At 36.3% G+C, this 21,604-nt stretch carries 9 protein-coding genes; 5 read left to right on the forward strand and 4 right to left on the reverse strand.

What is annotated here, in order from left to right:
* Positions 1 to 269: 269 nt before the first annotated feature.
* From E7Z79_RS00375 to E7Z79_RS00385, 3 genes are all read left to right on the forward strand, one after another.
* On the forward strand, positions 270 to 5,036 hold the full coding sequence (locus E7Z79_RS00375) for a cobaltochelatase subunit CobN (RefSeq protein ID WP_292751950.1): 4,767 nt from the start codon (positions 270 to 272) through the stop codon (positions 5,034 to 5,036).
* Between the two features lie 106 nt (positions 5,037 to 5,142).
* Positions 5,143 to 9,564 carry a right-handed parallel beta-helix repeat-containing protein gene (locus E7Z79_RS00380; RefSeq protein ID WP_292751947.1) on the forward strand — a complete coding sequence of 1,474 codons (4,422 nt, stop codon included), beginning with the start codon at positions 5,143 to 5,145 and terminating at the stop codon, positions 9,562 to 9,564.
* A gap of 200 nt (positions 9,565 to 9,764) precedes the next feature.
* Entirely contained in the window at positions 9,765 to 14,195 is a 4,431-nt protein-coding gene (locus E7Z79_RS00385; RefSeq protein ID WP_292751944.1) for a hypothetical protein, read from the forward strand.
* A gap of 230 nt (positions 14,196 to 14,425) precedes the next feature.
* Here E7Z79_RS00385 and dnaJ read toward each other — a convergent pair whose 3' ends face one another.
* The 3 genes from dnaJ to E7Z79_RS00400 all read right to left on the reverse strand — a co-directional run bounded on the left by dnaJ (position 14,426) and on the right by E7Z79_RS00400 (position 18,164).
* The gene (gene dnaJ / locus E7Z79_RS00390) at positions 14,426 to 15,571 is read right to left on the reverse strand and encodes a molecular chaperone DnaJ (RefSeq protein WP_292751941.1); all 1,146 of its coding nucleotides are present in this window, start codon (positions 15,569 to 15,571) and stop codon (positions 14,426 to 14,428) included.
* A gap of 129 nt (positions 15,572 to 15,700) precedes the next feature.
* Complete coding sequence (gene dnaK / locus E7Z79_RS00395) at positions 15,701 to 17,578, reverse strand: molecular chaperone DnaK (protein WP_303738020.1); 1,878 nt, start codon at positions 17,576 to 17,578, stop codon at positions 15,701 to 15,703.
* Positions 17,579 to 17,621: 43 nt separating this feature from the next.
* Positions 17,622 to 18,164: a nucleotide exchange factor GrpE gene (locus tag E7Z79_RS00400; protein ID WP_292751931.1), complete on the reverse strand. Its 543-nt coding sequence runs from the start codon at positions 18,162 to 18,164 to the stop codon at positions 17,622 to 17,624.
* 245 nt (positions 18,165 to 18,409) lie between these two features.
* Here E7Z79_RS00400 and E7Z79_RS00405 point away from each other — a divergent pair, with 245 nt between their 5' ends.
* Both E7Z79_RS00405 and E7Z79_RS00410 read left to right on the forward strand, forming a co-directional pair.
* Positions 18,410 to 18,985, forward strand: coding sequence for an ArsR family transcriptional regulator (locus tag E7Z79_RS00405; protein ID WP_292751928.1), 576 nt, complete (start codon positions 18,410 to 18,412; stop codon positions 18,983 to 18,985).
* Between the two features lie 198 nt (positions 18,986 to 19,183).
* Positions 19,184 to 19,348: a hypothetical protein gene (locus E7Z79_RS00410; protein WP_292751925.1), complete on the forward strand. Its 165-nt coding sequence runs from the start codon at positions 19,184 to 19,186 to the stop codon at positions 19,346 to 19,348.
* A 6-nt stretch (positions 19,349 to 19,354) separates the two neighbouring features.
* Here the strand turns inward: E7Z79_RS00410 and hypF are convergent, their stop codons facing one another.
* Entirely contained in the window at positions 19,355 to 21,595 is a 2,241-nt protein-coding gene (gene hypF, locus E7Z79_RS00415; protein ID WP_292751922.1) for a carbamoyltransferase HypF, read from the reverse strand.
* Positions 21,596 to 21,604 lie beyond the last annotated feature (9 nt).

Raw genomic sequence — 21,604 nt, forward strand, 5'->3', positions numbered from 1 at the left:
AGTCATTTAAGTATTTAAATGTATCTTTTTTGTGTATACAATTTTTGAGTCCGGGATAACTTTAATTAAGTTTAGTTAATTTTATATGTTTTCAAATCAAATTTAAACTTATAGTAAATATTATATTTTGCTATGTTTCAATTGGGCATGAAGGAGGTGAAAAAACGAAAACGGATAAAAGATTATTATTTGCATTAATTATTTCAATATTACTTGTATTTTCTGTAAGCTGCGTATTTGCAGGAGATAATGAAACAATATCTGATGTGGTGAGTGCTCCAAGCGAGTTAGAAGAGATAACGCAAGTTCCAGATGTTCCGGATGTTCAGTCTTCTCAATCAGATGAGGGAATCCTTGAAGCAGGGAATAATGTAATTAATGTTCACGTTTATGATTCTTTCAATGAAACAGGCAAAACATGGACGGAAGATGGAATTGAACTTAAGGGAGCTACCGTAAAGTTGTATGAAAATTCTACAAATAAGTTGATTTCAACTCAGACAACCAATAATAATGGTATTGCAACATTCACAGGATTAGGTTCTCAAATATATAATTTGGAGTTTACCTACCTGACATACAATCCGATTTATCTCAAAGGTATTGATTTTACTAAAAACAGCGGTACATTGGACATTAAGGATGTGATGTTTGTTCCAGACATGCTATTATTGGTGGATTACGCTTCTCACAACGAAAAGGTTGACCTGCTGATGAACATGTCAAGGCGTGTTGCATACATCAGTACCACTAACTTCGACGAGTCAAGGGCATGGTTGGCGGAATATGCAAACTACATCCACATTGACATGTTTGCTGAAAACTCAGCTTATAACAAGTTTACAGCAGCATATCTAAAGCAATTGTTGAAGAACTCTCCGGCTAACAATAAATATAAGGTCGCATACACTTTCGGAGTTTACTCACAAGAGATATTGAATACAACTGGTATGCATATCATTGGAGCCAATCCAAGCAATAATATCTATGATACTATTGAAAATACTTACATCGGATCCTATTTCCAGGCGGAAGATATCAAGGACTCAACCGTTCTGGTTAAGAACATGGAAAATTACTTTAATTACGTTCGTTATCTAATCGAACCTGAAAAATATTCCAATCCTACATTGACCGATGACGGAATTCCTATGATGAGTCCAGAATGTGGTTTTTACCATCCTGATTTGGGAATGTATACTCTTGTTCCTGAAGCAAATCTGATTCATGAGTGGATTACAACAAATCCGGGTTATTCCAAAACCCCTGACGGCAGCCTCAACTGGATGAATGAGAACTATCAAAATTGGGTTGAACGCGAATTAAATCCCAAATCTTTATTCAGCGATTTTGAAAACGATTACGAAGCCAAATTTTCTCCGGATAAAAAGCTCATAGCTATCGCTACTTACTATGGTGGTGGAGATGTTGTGGATGCTTTGATTAGAAGTTATGCCGCAAGCGGCAGGCCTGCCTTTAATGTATTCAAGACAAGCACTGCCCCTTCAATGTCTTCTATATTAAAAGGCATCACAAATTCCTCAAGATTGGGAATTTCACTGATCACTTCACTATATAGTTGGTCTTTAAGTTATGCCAATGGTTCAGCAGAACCTGATTTATCTGAAATAGACTTGGCTGTTCTCAAAGGTGTTAATGAAATATCTGAATACAGTTTTAATTCCGAACTGGGTCCTCAAATCGAATGGACCTATGCTGTAACCTACCCAAGTTTTGAAGGTGTCTACGGACCGGTTATCCTGTCATATGTTGACGATGCAGGTGATACTCATGTAATCCAGACCGGTGTGGATAAGATGGTTAAGCTGAGCTGTGGCTGGGCTGATTTGAAGGATTTGGAAAATCACGATAAGACCATAGCTATTGTACTTTACAACTATCCTCCGGGCAAGGCTGAAATCGGTGCTTCATATCTCAATGTAACCCAATCAACTTATGATCTGATTGTCAAGTTATATGAGCAGGGTTATGATACCGGAGGGGACATCCGTGAAAGGATGACTCCACAGGAACTTGAGGACCGCATTTTCAAAATGGGTAACAAGGGTTCATGGGCTTACGGTCTTTTGAGACAGTACGTCGAGGAAAACTATAATGAACTTGTCAAACACAATCAGCTGATTTCAACAAGGGACTTCCGTAATCTGATCAGGGACATTCCAGCCGACCTCATAAAGAACATGACCGATTACTGGGGTTCAGGTTTGGGTCCGTCAATGGTATATAACGGCACAGATGAGCAGTACATGATCGTTCCGGGAATGTGGTTCGGTAAGGTATTTGTCACATTCCAGCCAAGTAGAGGTTGGGAAGAGCTCAAAACGGTTGAAAATTACCACGACTTGACTTTGCCTCCGACACAGTACTATGTGTCATTCTACAAATGGCTGGACAAGACCGCAAAGGTAAACGCAATCGTCAATATGGGAACCCACGGAACCCTCGAATGGCTCCCGGGCACTAACTTGGGTGCTGTTGCAGGTGACTGGACTTTCGAGCTGACATTGAATCCGACACTATATCCTTATATCGTATCCAACCCTGGTGAGGCCATGGTTGCAAGGGACAGGATTGCAGCATTGCTGATCACTCACATGACCCCGGCAATGGTGACATCCGGTTTATATGGTAACTACACCGTATTAAATAATTATATTACATACTATAAGGACCAGGTGGCTCTCGATGTATCATCAAACGCTGAAGAATATAAGGCAAAAATCATCAAACTGGCTCCAACATTAGGTTTCAGAAACTTTACAGAAGCTGAAACATTTGACCAGTGGTTGGATGACCTTCACTTGTATTTGGAAGCGATGAGTGATGATTTCATAAGTTACGGTTTGCATACATTGGGTAAAATATTGACAGGTGAGGAGCTTGTGGAAGAGGTCATTACAATCACAACTTCCCAAACCAAGATTTACACATACATCATGGAATTCCTGTATCCTGAACTCAAGGGAATGAATTTCTACGAGGACATTTCAGGAAATCTCAATTATCTGGTTCAAGCCAGTGCAATCAAGCAGTTCCTAAGAGATTATGTGACCGATTTGGTAAACGGCTCTTCAATAAGTGATTTGGCACAGAAATATAACATTCCGGTCGGATCTTCATTATACAACTCAACATTGTATGCCGAACAGGTCATTGTCAATATCCAAAACAACAACGAATGGAATGCTATATTGACCGCTCTTGAAGGAGGATATGTGAAATCAGGACTCTTTGCAGACCCTTCCTATGGTGATTCAATTCCTACTGGTTATGACGGTTATGCATCAGACCCTACAAGAATGCCTTCAGAGTCAGCTTATGAATCAGCAATCAAAATCGTTGATTTGTTGCTCTCTGAATATTATGAAAAACACGGCAAATGGCCGGAATTGACTTCATTGATCTTATGGGGTACTGAAATATCAAGAACTGAAGGTATTGGCGTAGCAGAATTCCTTTATTTCCTTGGATGTAAGCCAGTATGGGCAGACAACGGAAAAGTAATTGGTGTTGAAATGCTTCCTTTGGATAAGTTAACCGTTAAATTAACCAATGGCAGTGTTGTAAACAGACCAAGGATTGACGTGTTTGCAAGTATCGTTACAAGCAATAAGGACTGGCTATCATGGATGTTGAAGGCGGTAAAATTAGCAGCATTTGCTGAAGGCGAAAACGCCACCAACAACTACGTGAAAAAGCATTATGCTGAAAACCCTTCACTTGACAGGCTGTTCGGTCTTCCAGGCAATGTCCTTGAAGGAACAGGTATGTCAACACTTATTCCGAACACAGCCGATTGGGATATAAACACCGTCAACGAGTTCGCAATGGACGTGTATCTCTCAAGGGTATCCTACTCCTGGACAATAGACGATAACGGCAATATTGTAATAACAAATCAAAAGGACAACTTCATATATCTGCTCAACAAGACTGATTTGATTACTCAGAACTTTGACAGTACATGGAGACTGTTCGATTCAGATGATTACTATGACTGGTTTGGCGGATTGTACAATGCTGCTAATATATTGAAGGAAAGGTCAGGTCAGGAAAGGCCAGACACTTCATTTGTAGATATAAGAAGCAAAAACAATTATATTGCAAGAACCTATGAAGAGGAAATCGATTTTGAAATAAGAACAATGCTTTTGAACCCTAAATATTACATGCCGCTCATTACCGGCGGTGGTGCCGGAATGAACTCCTATGCGGCTAGAATCCAGAACATGTTTGGAGGTTTGACAGTAAGTGGAAACAATCTTGATACCCAATTGGGTAATCAATTGGCCAATGAGCTGTTGGGCATGGACGGATATGTCAACAGTGCAACAACAGCATCAGGTTATCAGACTTCACTTGCTTGGATGATTTACCTTGCAGACCAGGGGACCTGGCATACAGACATGAAGACATATAAGGAGCTGGTTGACAAGTATATAGATAACGTAAACAAATATGGTGTAGCATGTTGTCACCACACATGTAAAAACCTTGCTTTCAACGCACAGCTTATCCAAATGAGTTCATTAACTCCTGCTGAAAAACAGAAATTTGCAGAGATACTTGCACAGGCAACAAATACTGATCCTTTATATCAGATGCCTGAAGAGGAAAACCAGGCCTCCAACTCACAGCAACAAGGCGGTTCAAGCAATGGTGATTCAAACTCCGGAAATCAAAACTCCAATGCGCAGCAATTGGTAAACGGAACATCAAACGACAGGTCCAGTAGCAGCGACGGAGGAAGAACTGCCGTTGGTGCAGACGGTTCAGAAAGTGGAGATGCAAGATCTGCCAGTGAACTTTCAAGCTCTTCAAGTTCCGCTTCCGATAGCGGTTCCGGAGAGTCAGGCGCAAAAGCATATGAATTGTCAGAAAACTCAGCGGCCAAATCTGCAAGTGCAACTGAATCAAGCATGCCGATATTTGTTATCATTGCAATAATTGTTCTGATTGCAATATTCCTTGTCGGATATGTAAGAAATGATGAAGACGAATATGATGATTATTAATTAATCATCAACTTTTTTTTATTTTTTTCAAATTTAGTAATTTTTAAATATACTTTATTTCAATACATAATAATAGTATAGATTATTTATGTAAAAGAGGTATATCATGATTAAAAAAATTAATATTTTATTAGTTTTATTATTACTTTTAGTGTCTATCGGCGCTGTGAGTGCTGCCGATGATTTGAATGACACTATCTCAAGTGATGATGGAACTGTTTTGGAGGAAGTTGCATCTGAGGATGTTGTGGCTTCTGATAGTGAGGATATTGTATCTGCTAATTCCCACACGGTTAATAAATCAAATTATTATAATTATTTTGATGCATCTACAGGGGAATTAAAGGATTCTTCCGCAAGTGAAGGAGATACAATTAATCTTGAAGGCGATTTTTCAAATTTAAAGTTTGTTTTTAAAAAGTCAGTAAATGTTGTTGGAAAAGACAATGTCAGATTATCCAATTGCATGTTTACATTTTCTGATGGAGCTTCCGGAAGCTCTATTTCAAAATTGAACATTTTCAATACAAAAGAAACAACATATGGTATTTTCTTAAATGGAGTAAGTTATTGTACCATTCAGGATTGTTTTATTAACAATACTGGGGCTTCATCTTATGCGGTTTGTATTGCAAATAGTGCAAATTATAATAATGTCACTCATAACAATTTAAATGCATATGGAATTACTTACGGTCATGGAACTCGTTCAACTCCTCCATTGCTTATAAGTGGAGCTCATTACAATTATATAGCAAATAATCTAATCGGTTGTGATGATGCAAATGCAATTTACTTATCAAGCTACTCTGGAGGTCCTTTGAAAGGAGGAAACTCCAATTTTAATTTGATTTACAATAACACTATAAAATATCACGTTCTTCCTACTTCCTGGAGTTATGGAATTCAATTAATGGGTGCAAATAACACAGTTGACTCAAATAGGATTATTGGAGCATATCGTGGTGTGTCATCCCAGGCATCAGGCAATATTATTATTAATAATTGGATAATTAATATGACTGGTGCGGATTATAATCACCCTAATATTGAAGTAGGTGGAGATATAGGAATTGTTGGAGGCACTTATTCAACTATTGCAAATAATACAATTTTAAATGCAAGAATATTATCCAGCGGTGCGGGAATTTCAGTGTTGGACCATTCTACTGTAGAAAACAATATTGTCCAGATAGCTTATAGAGGTACTGGAATACACCCGCAGGGTTCTGATATAATAATTAAAAACAATAATATTTCAACACTTTCAGGTGTGGGAATTTTATATAATTCTTATTCTTATAACCTAACAGTCATAGGTAATAACATTACAAGCCAATCCGGTGTCGGTGTTCTAATCCAAAAATTAAGTTCAAAAAGAATGCCTGGAAACATTACTATCGTAAATAACTATATATTCACAGGCAACACTTATGCTATTGATGCAAGGGACGCTGATGCTAATTCGGAAAATGTGATAGGTCCGAACAATATTCCAAAAAATGGAGGTAAGGTTTTAACTCCTGAAGGTGAATATGATCCATCAGTTCCGGTTTACAATTTTAATGGAACAACCTACACAGTAACTCCTTCCAATTTAAATACTACTTTCTTGGAAGACAATGGAGCATTCAAATCAGATATTAAAGATGGGGATATATTAAATTTTGAAGGAGAATTCCACAATCTAAGAATCCTTGTCAATAGAGGTGTCAAAATCAATGGTCAAAATGCAATCTTCTACAACACTACTTTCCAAGTATCTTCTGACGGTGCATGGCTCGAGAATTTAGTGATTAGAAACAATGATGCCGGAGGATCAAATTGTTGGGGAGTAGTTGCCTATAGGGTATTCGGAGCAACAATTAAAAATTGTGATATTGAAGTTTTCGACCTAAATTCAGCCTATGCAATTTATGTGGTGGAATCAAGCAATGTTGATGTATTGAACAACAGGCTATTCTCCAGCGGCAGTTATTTAACTTACACACTCCTCGCCCACACAGTTGAGGACTGTAATTTTATCAACAACACCATTAAAACTGAAGGTACAGGTAACATTTATGCCCTTTCCGGTGGTGAAACTTGTATTGACGGTAACTGCATTGACGGCAATTGCTTGGATGGTAATTGTTTAGACGGAAACTGTTTGGATGGTAATTGCTTGGATGGTAATTGTTTAGACGGTAATTGTCTGGATGGTAACTGTTTGGATGGTAATTGTTTAGACGGTAATTGTCTGGATGGTAATTGTTTAGATGGAAGTTGCCTTGACGGTAGTTGCTTTGACGGAAATCATTATGTCACAGGAATTTTCAGAACTTACGGAATTTTAATGATTTATGCTTCCGGAAACAACGTTTCTGGAAATAGGGTTAATGTCACTTCTAAATTAAATAGGACAGTTGGCACCAATCAATCCACTAACTCCCTTGTAGGTATTGACTTGTATTATAATAGTCATGATAACACTTTCTCATCAAATAATATCTATGTATACGGTAATGATAATTATATCTATGGAATGGGAGTTTTAGGATATACTGAGGGACATAATGCTCCTGAAGGTCAAGGTGCAACAAATACTCGCTTTATTAACAATCAAATCCTATTGGAAGGAACATATTTCGTTGAAGGATTTGTGATTGGGCAGGAATCTACCGATACAATAATTACTTCAAATATTGTTAATATGCAATCTGATTGTGTAGCTTATGGTATTAATTTGGAAAAGCCACAAAATTCCATTATCAATAAAAATACATTCGTAATAAATTCCGATGTTGTATATGGAATTGAAGCTTTCAATTCAAATAATAATAAAATTAGCGAAAATAATTTTGAAATCAATGCAAAACTAGCTTATGGATTTGCACTTGCCAATTCTGTTAATAATGAAATTGTTGAAAATGAAATAATCGCTAATGGAACTGGTGAAGCGATTTCATTTAACAATCATGATGTAATCTCTGAAGGAAATGCTGGAATTTATCTTGATTCTAATTCAACTAATAATAATATTACAAACAATGAAATCACTTCTAATAAAGGTTATGCAATACTCTTAGATGAAGATGCAATTAATAATGTCATCGAAGACAATTATCTGGTTTCAGAATTGGGAATAGGTGATGATGGAGTAAATGATGCGTCAAATAATGTTGTAAGGAACAATTATAAGTATTTGGTTAATGGTATTCTTCAAGATATCAATATCAATTACTTGGAAAATGGAACATTTGTTTTCACAACTGAAGATAATGCTTTGGAAGGTGCAACAGTCAAATTTATGGATTTAGACGGTAATGTCATTAGTGAGGCCATTATAACAAATGGTGAAGCAAAATCCGAATATAGTTTTGTTGACTACACTCCAGCTTCATATACCATTTCAGCATTAGTAAATAAAAAATACTTCAGGTTAACCGAATTCTCCGCTCTTTTAAGTGTTGAAGATGGAGACTTGGATGTAGTTTTATACAATACAACTGGTGCAATGCATAGGAACGCTGAATTCATAGCTGTAATTAAAAACATTTTAGGCATTGGCGTTGAGGGAATAACTGTCGAATTTTACGTCAACGATGAGGGTTATGAAAGTTATGTTGGTAAGGCTGTCAGTGATGTCAATGGTATAGCTTCTCTCATGGGAGAAATACCTGAAATATATGATGCTTCTCCATTAATCATTGCAAAAATTATTAATCCGGATTATTTCAAATCAACTTCTGCAAATGCTAATTTAACTGCTTATAAATTACTAAGCACAAAACTCACAATCAATACAAATGTTTATCCTGGTGGTGTTTTAGCCATTTTGAAAGATGCAAAAGGTAATTTGTTACCTAATAAGTTGGTTTCAGTGAAAATCGGTTCAAAAACTTATGATATTTCAACCAATTCCAAAGGAGAAATAATCATGCCGGTTATTTCCAAAGGCAGCTATTCAGTTTCTGTTTCATTTGCAGGTGATGCACAGTATTATGATTCTAAAAATACTGCAAAAATAACTGTTTTGCCTTCAATTGTTGAAAGCAAAAGTTATACTGTCTATTATGGAAACACAATAACCTATAAAGTGCGTGTAAAAGGATCTGACGGAAGTTATGGTGCTGGAAATGTCGTAACCATTAAAGTAAACGGTCAAACTTACAAAGTCCAGACAGATAAAAACGGTTATGCCACCAAAGTACTCAAACTTAAAGCCGGAACCTACACAATCACTTCAGAGTTTAAAGGCGATAAAGTTTCAAACAAGCTAACTTTCAAGCCTACCCTGACTGCAAAAAATATCGTAGCGAAAAAAGCTAAAAAGATTAAATTTTCAGTAAAAGTGGTTGATAAGAATGGTAAAGCAGTGAAAAAGAAAAAGGTTACTTTTAAAATCAAAGGTAAAAAATACACTGCCAGAACAAATAAAAAAGGCGTAGCTACTGCATCCATTAAGAATTTGAAAGTAGGTAAATATTCTATCAGTTCAAGTTTTGGCGGATGCACAATTAAAAATACAATCAAAATCAAAAAGTAAAGGTTATTAACCTTTATTTTACTTTTTTTTCAAATAACCTTTAATAACATTTAAATATATTTAATTACTATTTTTTAATATAGTCAATCTATAATTTTTATTCATCAAATTTATTAGACTATACTTTAATTTAATAATAATAAAGAGGTGTAAATATTAAACAAAAAGCCCTGATTATTTCATTGCTTCTACTTTTTTTAATGGTTTTATCAGTTAGTGCAACTTTTGCGGCTGATGAAAATGTAACATTATCAGAAGTGGATGATGAAGTAACCATTGATCAAGATGTTCTAAGCGTTCAAGAAGATAATGCACCGCTTAGTGTTGAGGATGAAGGTGTTGTTGAAGCTGATGACGGCTTTGATGATGTTTTGAAAGCGGAAAATGTTGTAACAAATAATACGTTCCACAATTACTTTGATGATTCAGGTAATTTGTTGGATACCGTAACAGATGATGAATTAATTTTTGAAGGGGACTTTTCCGGAATTGATGTAAATTACATTACCATTGATCGAGAAATTAAGTTCACTGGAAAAAATGCAATATTTAACGGAGTATCCTTTGTAATTTCTTCAGATGATGTTGAAATAAATGGTTTTGATTTAACAGGTTCAGATTATGCATTAATCACTATGTCTGAAGTTTCTAATGTAATAATTTCTGACTGTAAAATAAATTTCACTGCTGTTGAAGATTCTGATAGTTATGCAATTTATGCATTTTCTGTCGATACTTTGAAAATTATTAACAACAATATAACTTATGTTGGATGCACAAACGGAACTTACATAAATAATGCTATTCGTATTGAAGGGGATGAGGAAGAAGAAATATCTTCAGACGAGATTATAATTCAAAAAAACAATTTTGATATTACACTTCCTTCAGTTGCTATAAAACATCCTGACATGTATTCACTTGAAAATACTAAAATATTCTCTGCAGGTATTGATTTATTTTATTGTTACGATGTAAATATCATCGACAATGAAATGAATATTAAATATAATAATCATTATGGTAAATTAGATTCAATAGTAGGTATTTCTGTTAGGGGAAATCCAATGAATCTCATTTCAGAGGATCCTATTGTTTCTGAAGAAGTTTTAATTAAAAACAATGTAATTAAAGCAACAGGTTACAATTATATTTATGGTATTTTGATTGCAGGAAACGATTTTGAAGTTTCAGACAATCAATTAACAATTTCCTCTGATAATTATTATGCAAACGCTATTGAAGTCGAAGGACCTTCTGAAGAGGGTATTGTAAAAAATAACACAATTTCACTTAAAGCACCTGGCGCAACTTATGGTATTATTAGTGGTGTTTTAACTATGGGTATTATTGATGGTGTTAATTATGTTGATAACACTATTGATGTTGAATCCTACTTTGCCTGTGGTATAGAGTTATCACAATGGGATTCTGAAATTACTAACAATAATATTTCAGTAAAAGGTAATTACACAGTCGGAATTTGTGACAGTGCTAAAAATGGTGAATCTACTATTTCTAAAAATACAATTGAGTGTTTTGGTACAAATATTGGTGATGACCCTACCGGTGACACTATTTTAGGTAAAGAAAGTATTGCTATTGCTGTTTTAGGTGATGTAACTATTGAAAATAATAATATCTCCTCTACTAATGTAGGTATTGAAGCAGTTGAAGAAGGCACTGTTGTTATCAGAAAAAATGATATTAATGTGATTGCTAACACTGGTAAAATTGATAATTTTGCTATTGTTGCTAGTGAGATTGATGATTTAACTATTATTAATAACAATGTAACATACGCAGGTATGGTTGATTACCAATTCGTAACCATTGGCTATGATGATTGGGGTTATCCTATTTATGATACCAGCAATAACACTCACGCCTATGGTGTTTTCATTAAAAATAGTGATGTTAAGATTGCGGATAATAATTTTGATATTGCCATTCCTACCTTTGCTGTAAACTGGGGTGCTGCCCGTGAATCTTTCAGTGAAGGTATTGTTTTAGCAGGTTGTGATGATGCGGTATTAAGCAACAATAATATTACAATAAGTGCTAATGGCGGTAATAGTTGGGATACTATTTACGGTATTGATATTTTGAATTCCGCTAATCCAACCGTTGTAGTTAACGATATAGTTCTTAATGGTGCAGGTTATTCCTATGGTATCATTATCAATGATGAACTTTTCAAAATATATACTAATAACATTACTGTAACCTCTGACGAATATGCATGTGGCATTGATGTTGAAGGTGCAGCTAAAGGTGAGATTGAGAACAATATTGTCACTGCTACTGCAACCAATTCCGCTTATCCGATTTACACTGGTATGGTAGCAGGTCAGGACGTAGTGGTTTCCATAAATAACAATGAAATTAAAGGTGAAGCTTACTATGTTGTTGGTTTAGAGATTGCTGCTTCAGAAGCTCATATTTATGAAAATGTTATTTATGTAGATGGTAATCATACTATTGGTATTGGAACTAAAGTTTCCAAGGTTGAAATAAAGGACAATATTATTAATGCTTTTGCTTCAAATGTTGGAGATAATCCTGTTTGGGATAGTATGAAAACTGATAACTGTGGTATTAAAGTAATTAGTGGTAATGCAATCATAACTGATAATAAAATCGCTTCTAATGCCATAGGAATCAATGCTGATTCAACAAATGATATTGTGAAAATTATAGATAATGATATTGTTGTTAATGCTAATAGTGGTAAAGTTAATAATTATGCTATTGTTGCTGAAGAAGTTAACTTAACTATTGTTGATAACAATGTAACATTCAATGGTATGGTTGATAACCAATTCGTAATCATTGGCTATGATGATTGGGGTTACCCAATTTATGACTCATCCAATAATACCAGATCATATGCTGTTTTCGTTAAAAATAGTGATCTTGTAATTAGAGATAATGATTTTGACATTGCTATTCCTACCTTTGCTGTTAACTGGGGCGCTACCCGTGAATCTTTCAGTGAAGGTATTGTTATAGTGGGTTGTGATGATGCGATATTAAACAACAATAATATTACTATAAGCACTAATGGAGGCACTAGCTGGGATACTATTTATGGTATTGATATTTTGAATTCCGCTAATGCAAAAGTTGTTTCTAACGATATACTTGTTAATGGTGCAGGTTATACCTATGCTATCATTATTAATGACGAGTATTTTGTTATTTCAGACAACAATATTGTTGTAACATCTGACGAATATGCATGTGGCATTGATGTTGAAGGCACTGCTGAAGGAATAATCGTTTCAAATAATATAGACACTACTGCTGCTAACTCTGCTTACCCGATTTACTCTGGAATGAATTACATGCCGGTCACCATTACTATTCAAAAGAATAACATAACCGGTGAAGCTTATTATGTTGTAGGTATTGAAGTAGGTGGAACCGAAGCAGAAATAATTGAAAATGATATTAAAGTAAGTGGTAATCATACTATAGGTATTGGTGCTTATATTGATGAAATAACCATTGATAACAACAATATTACTTCCAATGCTTCAAAAGTAGGCGATAAATCTATTTGGGATCAAATGGGAATCGCTGATACTGGTGTTGTAATCAAAAAAGGTAATTTCACTATTACAAACAATGAGATTGAAACAACCGGAGATTATGCGGCTAAATTAGGTGACAATAATGGTACTATTGCCGATAACAAAATGACCAGTAATGAAGGTGAAGGTGATATGACTATTTATGGAACAGGTAATATAACTGAATCTGGAAACACAGGTGTTCCTACCGATAAGCTCAAAGTTGTTGTTGCTGCTGTTGAGTTTACCAAAGTTTACGGCACTGATGATCTCTTTACAGTTAAACTTTTAGATGAATACGGTCGTCCAGTGTCTAATAAAACAGTTACTGTATCTCTTGCAGGTCAAACATTCGCTAACGTTACTGATATGAACGGTAAAGCCACATTCAATATTAATGTGGTTCCTGAAGAATATCTTGCTTTGATTAAATTTGAGGGCGATAATAACTACCTTTATAAATCTGTTTATAATTATGTCGCCATTACCAAAGCACCATCAGCAATTACCGCTCCAGACAAATCACTTTTAGTAACCGCCACTAAATCTGGTGTAAATTACCAAATTGTCTTAAAAGACAACTCAGGTAAGGTTTTAGCAAATCAAAAAGTAACTATCAACGGTAAAGAATATACCACTGATGATAAAGGTGTAGTTAATTACAAAATCACTGCTTCTAAAGCTGGAACTCAAAAGTTAACAGTTAAGTTTGCTGGAGATGCATATTATGCAGAATCCACCAAGACTGCAACTATCAAAATCAGCAAAGAAGCAGCCAAATTGACTGCTAAAAAGAAAACTTTCAAAGCTAAAGTCAAAACCAAAAAATACACTGTAACCTTAAAAGACAGTAAAGGTAAAGCAATCAAAAAAGCTAAAGTAACCTTAAAAGTTAAAGGTAAAACCTACAAAGCAACCACCAACGCTAAAGGTAAAGCTACCTTTAAAGTTAAAAACTTAAAGAAAAAAGGCAAATACACTGCTAAAGTTAACTTTGCTGGAAACAACCTTTACAATAAAGTTGCAAAATCAGTTAAAATTACTGTTAAAAAATAGGGATTTTTAATCTCTATTACTTTTTTTATTTTTTCATATAGATTACTCAATTTATAATTACTGTTTTTAAAATGTCACTTAATTATATTCGATAACCTATAATTTATTGTATATGATTTCATTACAAAATAACATTTAATGTATCGTTGCTTCAATATTTGTGGCACTTATTTTTGCCTTGAAAATCGGTAATAAAAAATAGTAAAAAAAGTAAATTAGTGTTGACTAATCTACTCCATTGCATCCTTGACCCTGTCGAAGAGTCCTTTTTTGACCTGCTTGATTTCATCTCCGCTGATTTCGGCGAACTGCTTGAGCAAGTCTTTTTGTTTTGAATTTAATTTTTTAGGAACTACAACAGTAACGGTAACGTACATGTTTCCTCTACCTTTGTGCCTGACGGAGTTCATTCCTTGGCCTCTTAGTTTGAATACAGTACCGCTTTGTGTTCCAGGAGCAATCTTGAATTCAACCTCTTTCCCCTCAATGGTAGGAATGCTTAAAACATCACCCAATGCCGCTTGCGGGAAACTCACTTGCTGTTCCATGTACAGGTGGTCGCCTTCACGGGTGAATTTCTTGTCCCTTTTGATGTGGATAGTTACAATCAAGTCCCCTTCGAGACCTGCTTTTTCGCCGCAGTTTCCTTCACCTGAAACCCTTAAGTGATTGCCTTCGTCGACTCCTTCAGGAATTTCGATTTTGATTGTTTTTGTTTTTCTTTTGCTTCCCTTACCGTGGCAGTCTTCACATGGATCTGTAATTATCTTACCTGTTCCGCCACAGTCTCTGCACGCCCTTACGTTAACCATCTGGCCTAGGAAAGTGTTGCTGACTTCCTTGATTTGGCCTGTTCCTCCACAGGTTGTACAGGTTTCAGGGTCGGATCCAGGCTTTGATTTGGAACCGTGGCATGTTGGACACAATTCGCTTCTTGTGATTTTGATTTCCTTTTCACAGCCTTGGAATGCCTCTTCAAGAGTTATTGGAACTTCAGTATATATGTCTGAACCTCTTTGAGGGCCTGCATTCCTTCCTCTGGAGCGGGCACCTCCTCCTCCGAAGAACATATCGAATATGTTTCCTATATCGAATCCCTGGAAAATGTCGTCGAAGTTCACGTTTTGATAGAAATCTTCAGCTGTAAATCCATCCATTCCTGCATGACCGAATTGGTCATACCTTTGACGTTTTTCATCGTCAGACAAGACAGCGTAAGCTTCACTTACTTCTTTAAACTTATCTTCTGCATCTGGTTCATCACAAACGTCCGGATGGTATTGTCTGGCTAATTTACGATAAGCTTTTTTAATTGTTTTCTCATCGGCGTTTTTGTCAACGCCTAAAACTTCATAATAATCTCGCTTGTCTGCCATTTGTTCACCTTAAAAAATAATAAATAGAATAAATAATAGTTTTATTTTAATTGTTAGTTTAACTATTTTTTTGATTCTGATTCTGATTTTGTCTTAACCTAACAATCCAATAAAACTGTATTATTTAATCTAATCGTCTTTTACTTCATAGTCTGCATCTATTGTGTCATCATCGCTGTTGTCGCCAGCACCTGCATTAGGGTCAGCTCCTGCTTGTTGTTGAGCTTGTGCTTCTGCCTGTGCTTGTTGGTAGATTTTTGCACCAATTTCTTGAATTACGTTGGATAATTCATCAGACTTTGCTTTAATGGCATCAACGTCATCGCCAGCTATAAGTTCTCTTAATTCAGCTACAAGTCCTTCGACTTTAGTCTTTTCATCTTCAGATACTTGATCTTTAAGTTCATCTAAAGTTTTTTCTGAAGTGTAAATTAATGAGTCTGCATTGTTTCTGATTTCGATTTCTTCTTGTCTTTTCTTATCTGCTTCAGCATTCATTTCCGCTTCTTTGATTTTTTGTTCGATTTCCTCATCGGACAGTTTGGTGGAAGAGGTAATTGTGATTGCTTGTTCTTTGCCTGTTCCTTTGTCTTTAGCGGTTACATTGATAATACCGTTTGCGTCAATATCAAAGGTTACTTCAATTTGAGGAACGCCTCTTGGTGCAGGTGGGATTCCCACAAGTTGGAAACGTCCGAGTGAAGTGTTGTCTGCTGCCATTTTCCTTTCACCTTGAAGTACGTTGATGTCTACTGAAGGCTGATTGTCGGCAGCTGTGGAGAATACTTGGCTTTTCTTGGTAGGGATTGTTGTGTTCCTTTCGATTAAAGTGGTTGAAACTCCACCTAAGGTTTCGATACCTAAGGATAATGGAGTAACGTCTAACAATACGATGTCTTTAATTTCACCGGCTAATACTCCTCCTTGAATAGCAGCACCCATGGATACACATTCCATTGGGTCAATACCACGTTCGACTGGTTTTCCTATGAATTTTTCTACGAATTTCTGTACGATTGGCATTCTGGTAGGTCCACCGACTAAGATGATTTTGTCAATTTCTGATTTGCTCATTTTAGCGTCATCTAATGCTTGTTGCATTGGTTTGCCTGATTTTTCGACAATTGAATCGACGAGCTCTTCTAATTTTGCTCTTGTAAGTGAAATGATTAGGTTTTTAGGGGTTCCGTCAGTTCCCATTGCAATGAAAGGCAAGTTGACTTCGGTAGTTGTGGTAGTGGACAATTCGATTTTTGCTTTTTCTGCAGCTTCTCTTAACCTTTGTACAGCTTGGTCGTTGTCCATCAGGTCAACGCCTTCTTGTGCTTTGAACTCATCAGCTAAGTATTTGATTAATACGTTATCCATATCGGTACCACCGAGTTGGGTGTCTCCGCTGGTGGATCTTACTTCAAATACTCCTCCACCGAATTCCATGATGGTTACGTCCAGGGTACCTCCACCTAAATCGTATACCATGATGTTCATGTCATCTTCTTCAGCTTTGTCAAGACCGTATGCGAGGCTTGCTGCGGTTGGTTCGTTTACGAGCCTTACAACGTCCAGTCCTGCGATTGTTCCTGCATCTTTTGTTGCGGTCCTTTGGTTGTCGTCAAAGTATGCAGGTACGGTAATTACAGCTTTTTGGATAGGTTCTCCGAGGAAGGTTTCTGCATCTTTTTTGATTTTTTGTAAGATAAATGCGGAAATCTCTTGTGGAGAGTATTGTTTTCCGTTCACGGTAACTTTGTGATCGGTACCCATGCTTCTTTTGATTGCTGAAATGGTATTTTCAGGGTTTGTTACTGCTTGTCTTCTTGCTGGTTCACCGACTAGCATTTGACCGTCTTCGGTAAATGCAACGTAACTTGGAAATGATTTACCGTATTGGCTTGCACCTTCTGCGGAAGGGATTGTGGTTGGTTTTCCTCCCACAAGCACAGATGCAGCTGAGTTACTTGTACCTAAATCAATTCCAATAATTTTTTCTTTTTTAGTATCAGACATAATTATCACCTTATTTTTTTAATATATTATTATTTAATAAACGTTATTTTTTACAAACTATAACTTTTGAGTATTTGAGGACTTTGTCCTTGTACATGTATCCTTTCATCAACTCTTCAATAATGTATCCGTTTTCGACATCAGGAGAATCTTGAACCATCAATGCTTCATGCTTGTTCAAATCGAATTTTTCTCCTTTTGCAGGAATTTCGCTTACTCCTTCTTTTGCCAGCACATCACTAAACTTATTGTAGATCAATTCAATACCTTTTCTTAAATCTTCATCATTTTCGGTTTCTAAAGCTCTGCCGAAGTCTTCATAACAGTCTAGGAAATCTTTTATAACATTTTCATTAGCGAATTTTACTAGCTCCTGATTTCTCTTGTCAGTTATCTTTTTGAAATTTTCGAAATCAGCTTGAAGTCTTTGTGATAGTGAGATGTATTCCTGGGTTTCACTTTCGGATTTTTCAAGATCTTTTTGAAGCTTTTCAATCTCCTGATTTTTTTCTTCAAGAAGAGCTTCATATTTCTCTTCCAAATCTTGAGTTTCTACTTCAGTTTCGCTTTTATTTTCATCAGTCATAGTTACACCTTTTTTAGGTTATTTGAAAAACCTATGTAATAACTCTATACCGAGAATTTTCCTTTTTGCTCTTTAATATTCAGTTTTTGGGAATTTATGGACATATAGGAAAATGGTTCATCATTTAAGAGTTATTACTTTAAGTTTTTCTGAACCAAATATTAAAGTAACAAAAAGTTATCTTTCTCTTACATTATTATAGTAACAAAAAGTTATATAAAGGTTTCGATACATAAGGTATATACATGACTAATACAAACGACATTGAGAAAAACGAAAGACCTCGCAGAAATGTCAATAAACCTCAAGGTCACATTGAATTGAGAACCAACTACAATGGACCTTCAGACGACATTGATGTAGAGGATATACTTGATGTAATGGGTTGTAAGACTAGAAGAGACATTATAAATCTTTTAAGGGAAGAACCTATGTTTGTAAGTGAAATTTCCAATGAACTTGACATTGGACAAAAAGCCATTATCGCACACTTGCGTGCAATGGAAGATATAGGTATCCTAAATTCTTCTTATAAAAAGATTTTAAGAGGCCGTCCGCGTAAATACTACGATTTGCAGAACGAAGTCAACATACACATTACAATCAACAGAAATAACTTTGATGTGCAGTTTACAGACGACATGCTCAATACATTGCAGCTGCCATCAGGAGACGAATGGTCCAAACTATTGGATATCGAAAAGAGAATCGACGATGGACAACTCGAAGCAATCGATGAGTTGAGAAATCAAATCAGATTATATGGTAACCTTTTGGAGAGAGCAGAATATATCCTTGAAAGGACCATGAAAAATAGATAGATTGTTTGAATTAATTTTCAAACACTTTTTTTACTTTTTTATATCATATTTTTAAGAACTACATACTTAATATCAAATATCAATGATTGGGATTATGAAATTGCTCAATTCATCAAAGGAATTGAGTTAATATTGGCTGATAAATTCGTTAAAAGTGATTCAATTAAAAAAACAGTAGTAAATCTATTAGGTGGTAATATGAAAATCGTTGAAGATTATGCTCAAAGAATTGCTAATGATAAAGTTGAAGAAAGTATGAAACAAACAGTTTTGAACATGTTTGAAAATGGTTGCAGTGTTAAAAATATTGTTAATTTAACTGGTTATAACTTAGATTTTGTTAAAAAAGTATTGTCCAATTAATACTTTTCAAATCTTTTTTGCAACAATACTTTGACCAAGAGAAACAGAACCATCCCCTGCACAGGTATTTAAGTGTTGTATGAAATTATAACTGTTTTCCTCAACATAATTCTTGACACATTCGGTTATGGCTTCATTATAGAATACTCCTCCGGTTGCACCAATGTCACTAACCTGTTTTTTATCTGCCGCTTGAATTGCAAGTTCACTCAATCCGATTGCAACTGCAATCTGGCCGGCGGCTGCAACATCTGCCTTTTTCTCGCCATTCTGGTATAGCCTTACGACCTCTCTCAGGATTTCGGTGGTGTTCAGCTGATTGCCTTCTATGACTGCAGGAATTTCCAGCTCTTTTGTAGCATAATATGCTGCTGATTCAAGCTTCATTGAGCATTCGCCTTCATATGTACGCTCATGGCAGATTTCAAGAGCAACAGCCATTGAGTCAAGGACTCTGCCTGTACTTGTGGTTATTCCAACATTTATGCCCGCATCAATCTGCTTTTTGATATTTTTAATTTCAATTTCACCATATTTGAAGTAATCAATATAGTTTCCAATCAAATCGTCATCCTTAAGGATGCTTGCAAGCATTCTTGCAGGATATCTTGTTGCAACATCTCCTCCCGGCATCAGTTGAGGTTCAAGATGAGCCATCCTTTCAAATGAATTGATGTCTGTGTATAGGATTTCTCCGCCCCAGCTTGTTCCGTCGCTTCCATAGCCCACTCCATCGGCTGAAATGCTGATCATCTCATCGATGCCATGGTCATTTGCAAGTGCCACGGTGTGCGCATGATGATGCTGAACCGGCAGGACTTCCGCACCATACTTTTCAGCCAGTTCATGTGCCAGGCGGGTTGTAAAGAAATGGGGGTGCATGTCACAGGCAATTACATCGAACTCATTGATTTTTGTAATCCTTTCCATGTTTTCAATGGCATTCCTTAAAAACATCAATGTTTTGGGCTTGTTGGTATTTCCGATGTGCTGTGAAGGGTATACCTTGTCTCCCTTTGCTATTGAGAATGTCACGTCAAGCTCGGGTCCCAATGCCAATACGTTGAGGTTATTGACATCATATCTGATTGTATACGGTTCGGGAGTGTATCCCCGTGACCGTCTGATGAATGAAAGCTCGTTGTTTCTGAATCTGATGACCGAATCGTCGCACCTGTTCAGTATCCTTCGGTTGTGAACCAGGGAATAGTCATTGACGCCGTTTATGATTTCACCGTTTTCAATCATCATCGGTTCGCCCGGAATGTTGGCGGAGGTCATGACATACGTGTCGATGTCGCTTTCATCAAACAATAAATAATGCATCGGAGAGTATGGAAGCATCACTCCAATGTTGTGAAGGCCTGGAGATAGGCTTTCAGGGAATCTGTATCCTTCATTTTTCTTTAGGATTACAATTGGCCTTTTGTTGGAGGTTATTGTTTCTATTTCCTTCTCGCTTAAAAGGGCATATTTTTCAAGGCTTTCCAAATCCCTGCACATTACTGCAAATGCCTGATTGGGCCTGTTGAGCCTTGACCTCAGCTCTTTGATTGCATCATCATTGTATGCATCAACGACGAGGTGTGTTCCTCCTATTCCCTTGATTGCAAGGATTTTCCCATCCTTCAGAATCTCAGCACCTTTTTTGATTGGGTTTTCCACATCCAATTTAACGTTCCCTTCATATATCTCCATTTGGGGTCCGCAGTCGCTGCAGCAGATCGCCTCTCCATGATAACGCCTGTCCAATGGCTGTTTGTACTCGACAAGGCAGTCATCACATAACGGGAAATCCTCCATTGAAGTTCTAATGCGGTCATAAGGAACGCTTTCAATGACTGTAAATCTTGGTCCGCAGTCGGTACATGCATTGAACGGATATTTATAGCGTCTGTCTTGAGGATTTCTGATTTCTTCAAGGCATTTGTCGCATATTGCAATGTCCGGTGGAATCACGCTGACCCCGGAGTAGGTGTCTCCGCTTTCAATTATTTCAAAATCGGTGCGGTTTTCAATTTCGATTTCACTGACTTCCATGGAATCTATTTTGGCTATCGGAGGCAATTCCTTAGGTAGTCTATCAACAAAATCAGAGGTTTTTTCTCCTTCAATAATGATTTCAACAACATTTCCAAGATTTCTGACATATCCTTTGAGGTCTAAATCTACAGCTAGCCTATAGACATATGGTCTGAATCCCACGCCTTGGACAATTCCTTGAGTTAAAATCATTAAAGCCTTCATTAAATTATA

It is taken from the genome of Methanobrevibacter thaueri (assembly GCF_015062905.1).
GTDB classification, from domain to species: domain Archaea; phylum Methanobacteriota; class Methanobacteria; order Methanobacteriales; family Methanobacteriaceae; genus Methanocatella; species Methanocatella thaueri_A.

What these genes read in the sequence shown, in the direction of transcription:
- E7Z79_RS00380 (WP_292751947.1), top strand. Translation starts at nt 5,143, where the DNA reads ATGATTAAAAAAATTAATATTTTATTAGTTTTATTATTACTTTTAGTG.
- E7Z79_RS00385 (WP_292751944.1), top strand. Translation starts at nt 9,765, where the DNA reads ATGGTTTTATCAGTTAGTGCAACTTTTGCGGCTGATGAAAATGTAACA.
- dnaJ (WP_292751941.1), bottom strand. Translation starts at nt 15,571, where the DNA reads ATGGCAGACAAGCGAGATTATTATGAAGTTTTAGGCGTTGACAAAAAC.
- dnaK (WP_303738020.1), bottom strand. Translation starts at nt 17,578, where the DNA reads ATGTCTGATACTAAAAAAGAAAAAATTATTGGAATTGATTTAGGTACA.
- E7Z79_RS00400 (WP_292751931.1), bottom strand. Translation starts at nt 18,164, where the DNA reads ATGACTGATGAAAATAAAAGCGAAACTGAAGTAGAAACTCAAGATTTG.
- E7Z79_RS00405 (WP_292751928.1), top strand. Translation starts at nt 18,410, where the DNA reads ATGACTAATACAAACGACATTGAGAAAAACGAAAGACCTCGCAGAAAT.
- E7Z79_RS00410 (WP_292751925.1), top strand. Translation starts at nt 19,184, where the DNA reads ATGAAAATCGTTGAAGATTATGCTCAAAGAATTGCTAATGATAAAGTT.
- hypF (WP_292751922.1), bottom strand. Translation starts at nt 21,595, where the DNA reads ATGAAGGCTTTAATGATTTTAACTCAAGGAATTGTCCAAGGCGTGGGA.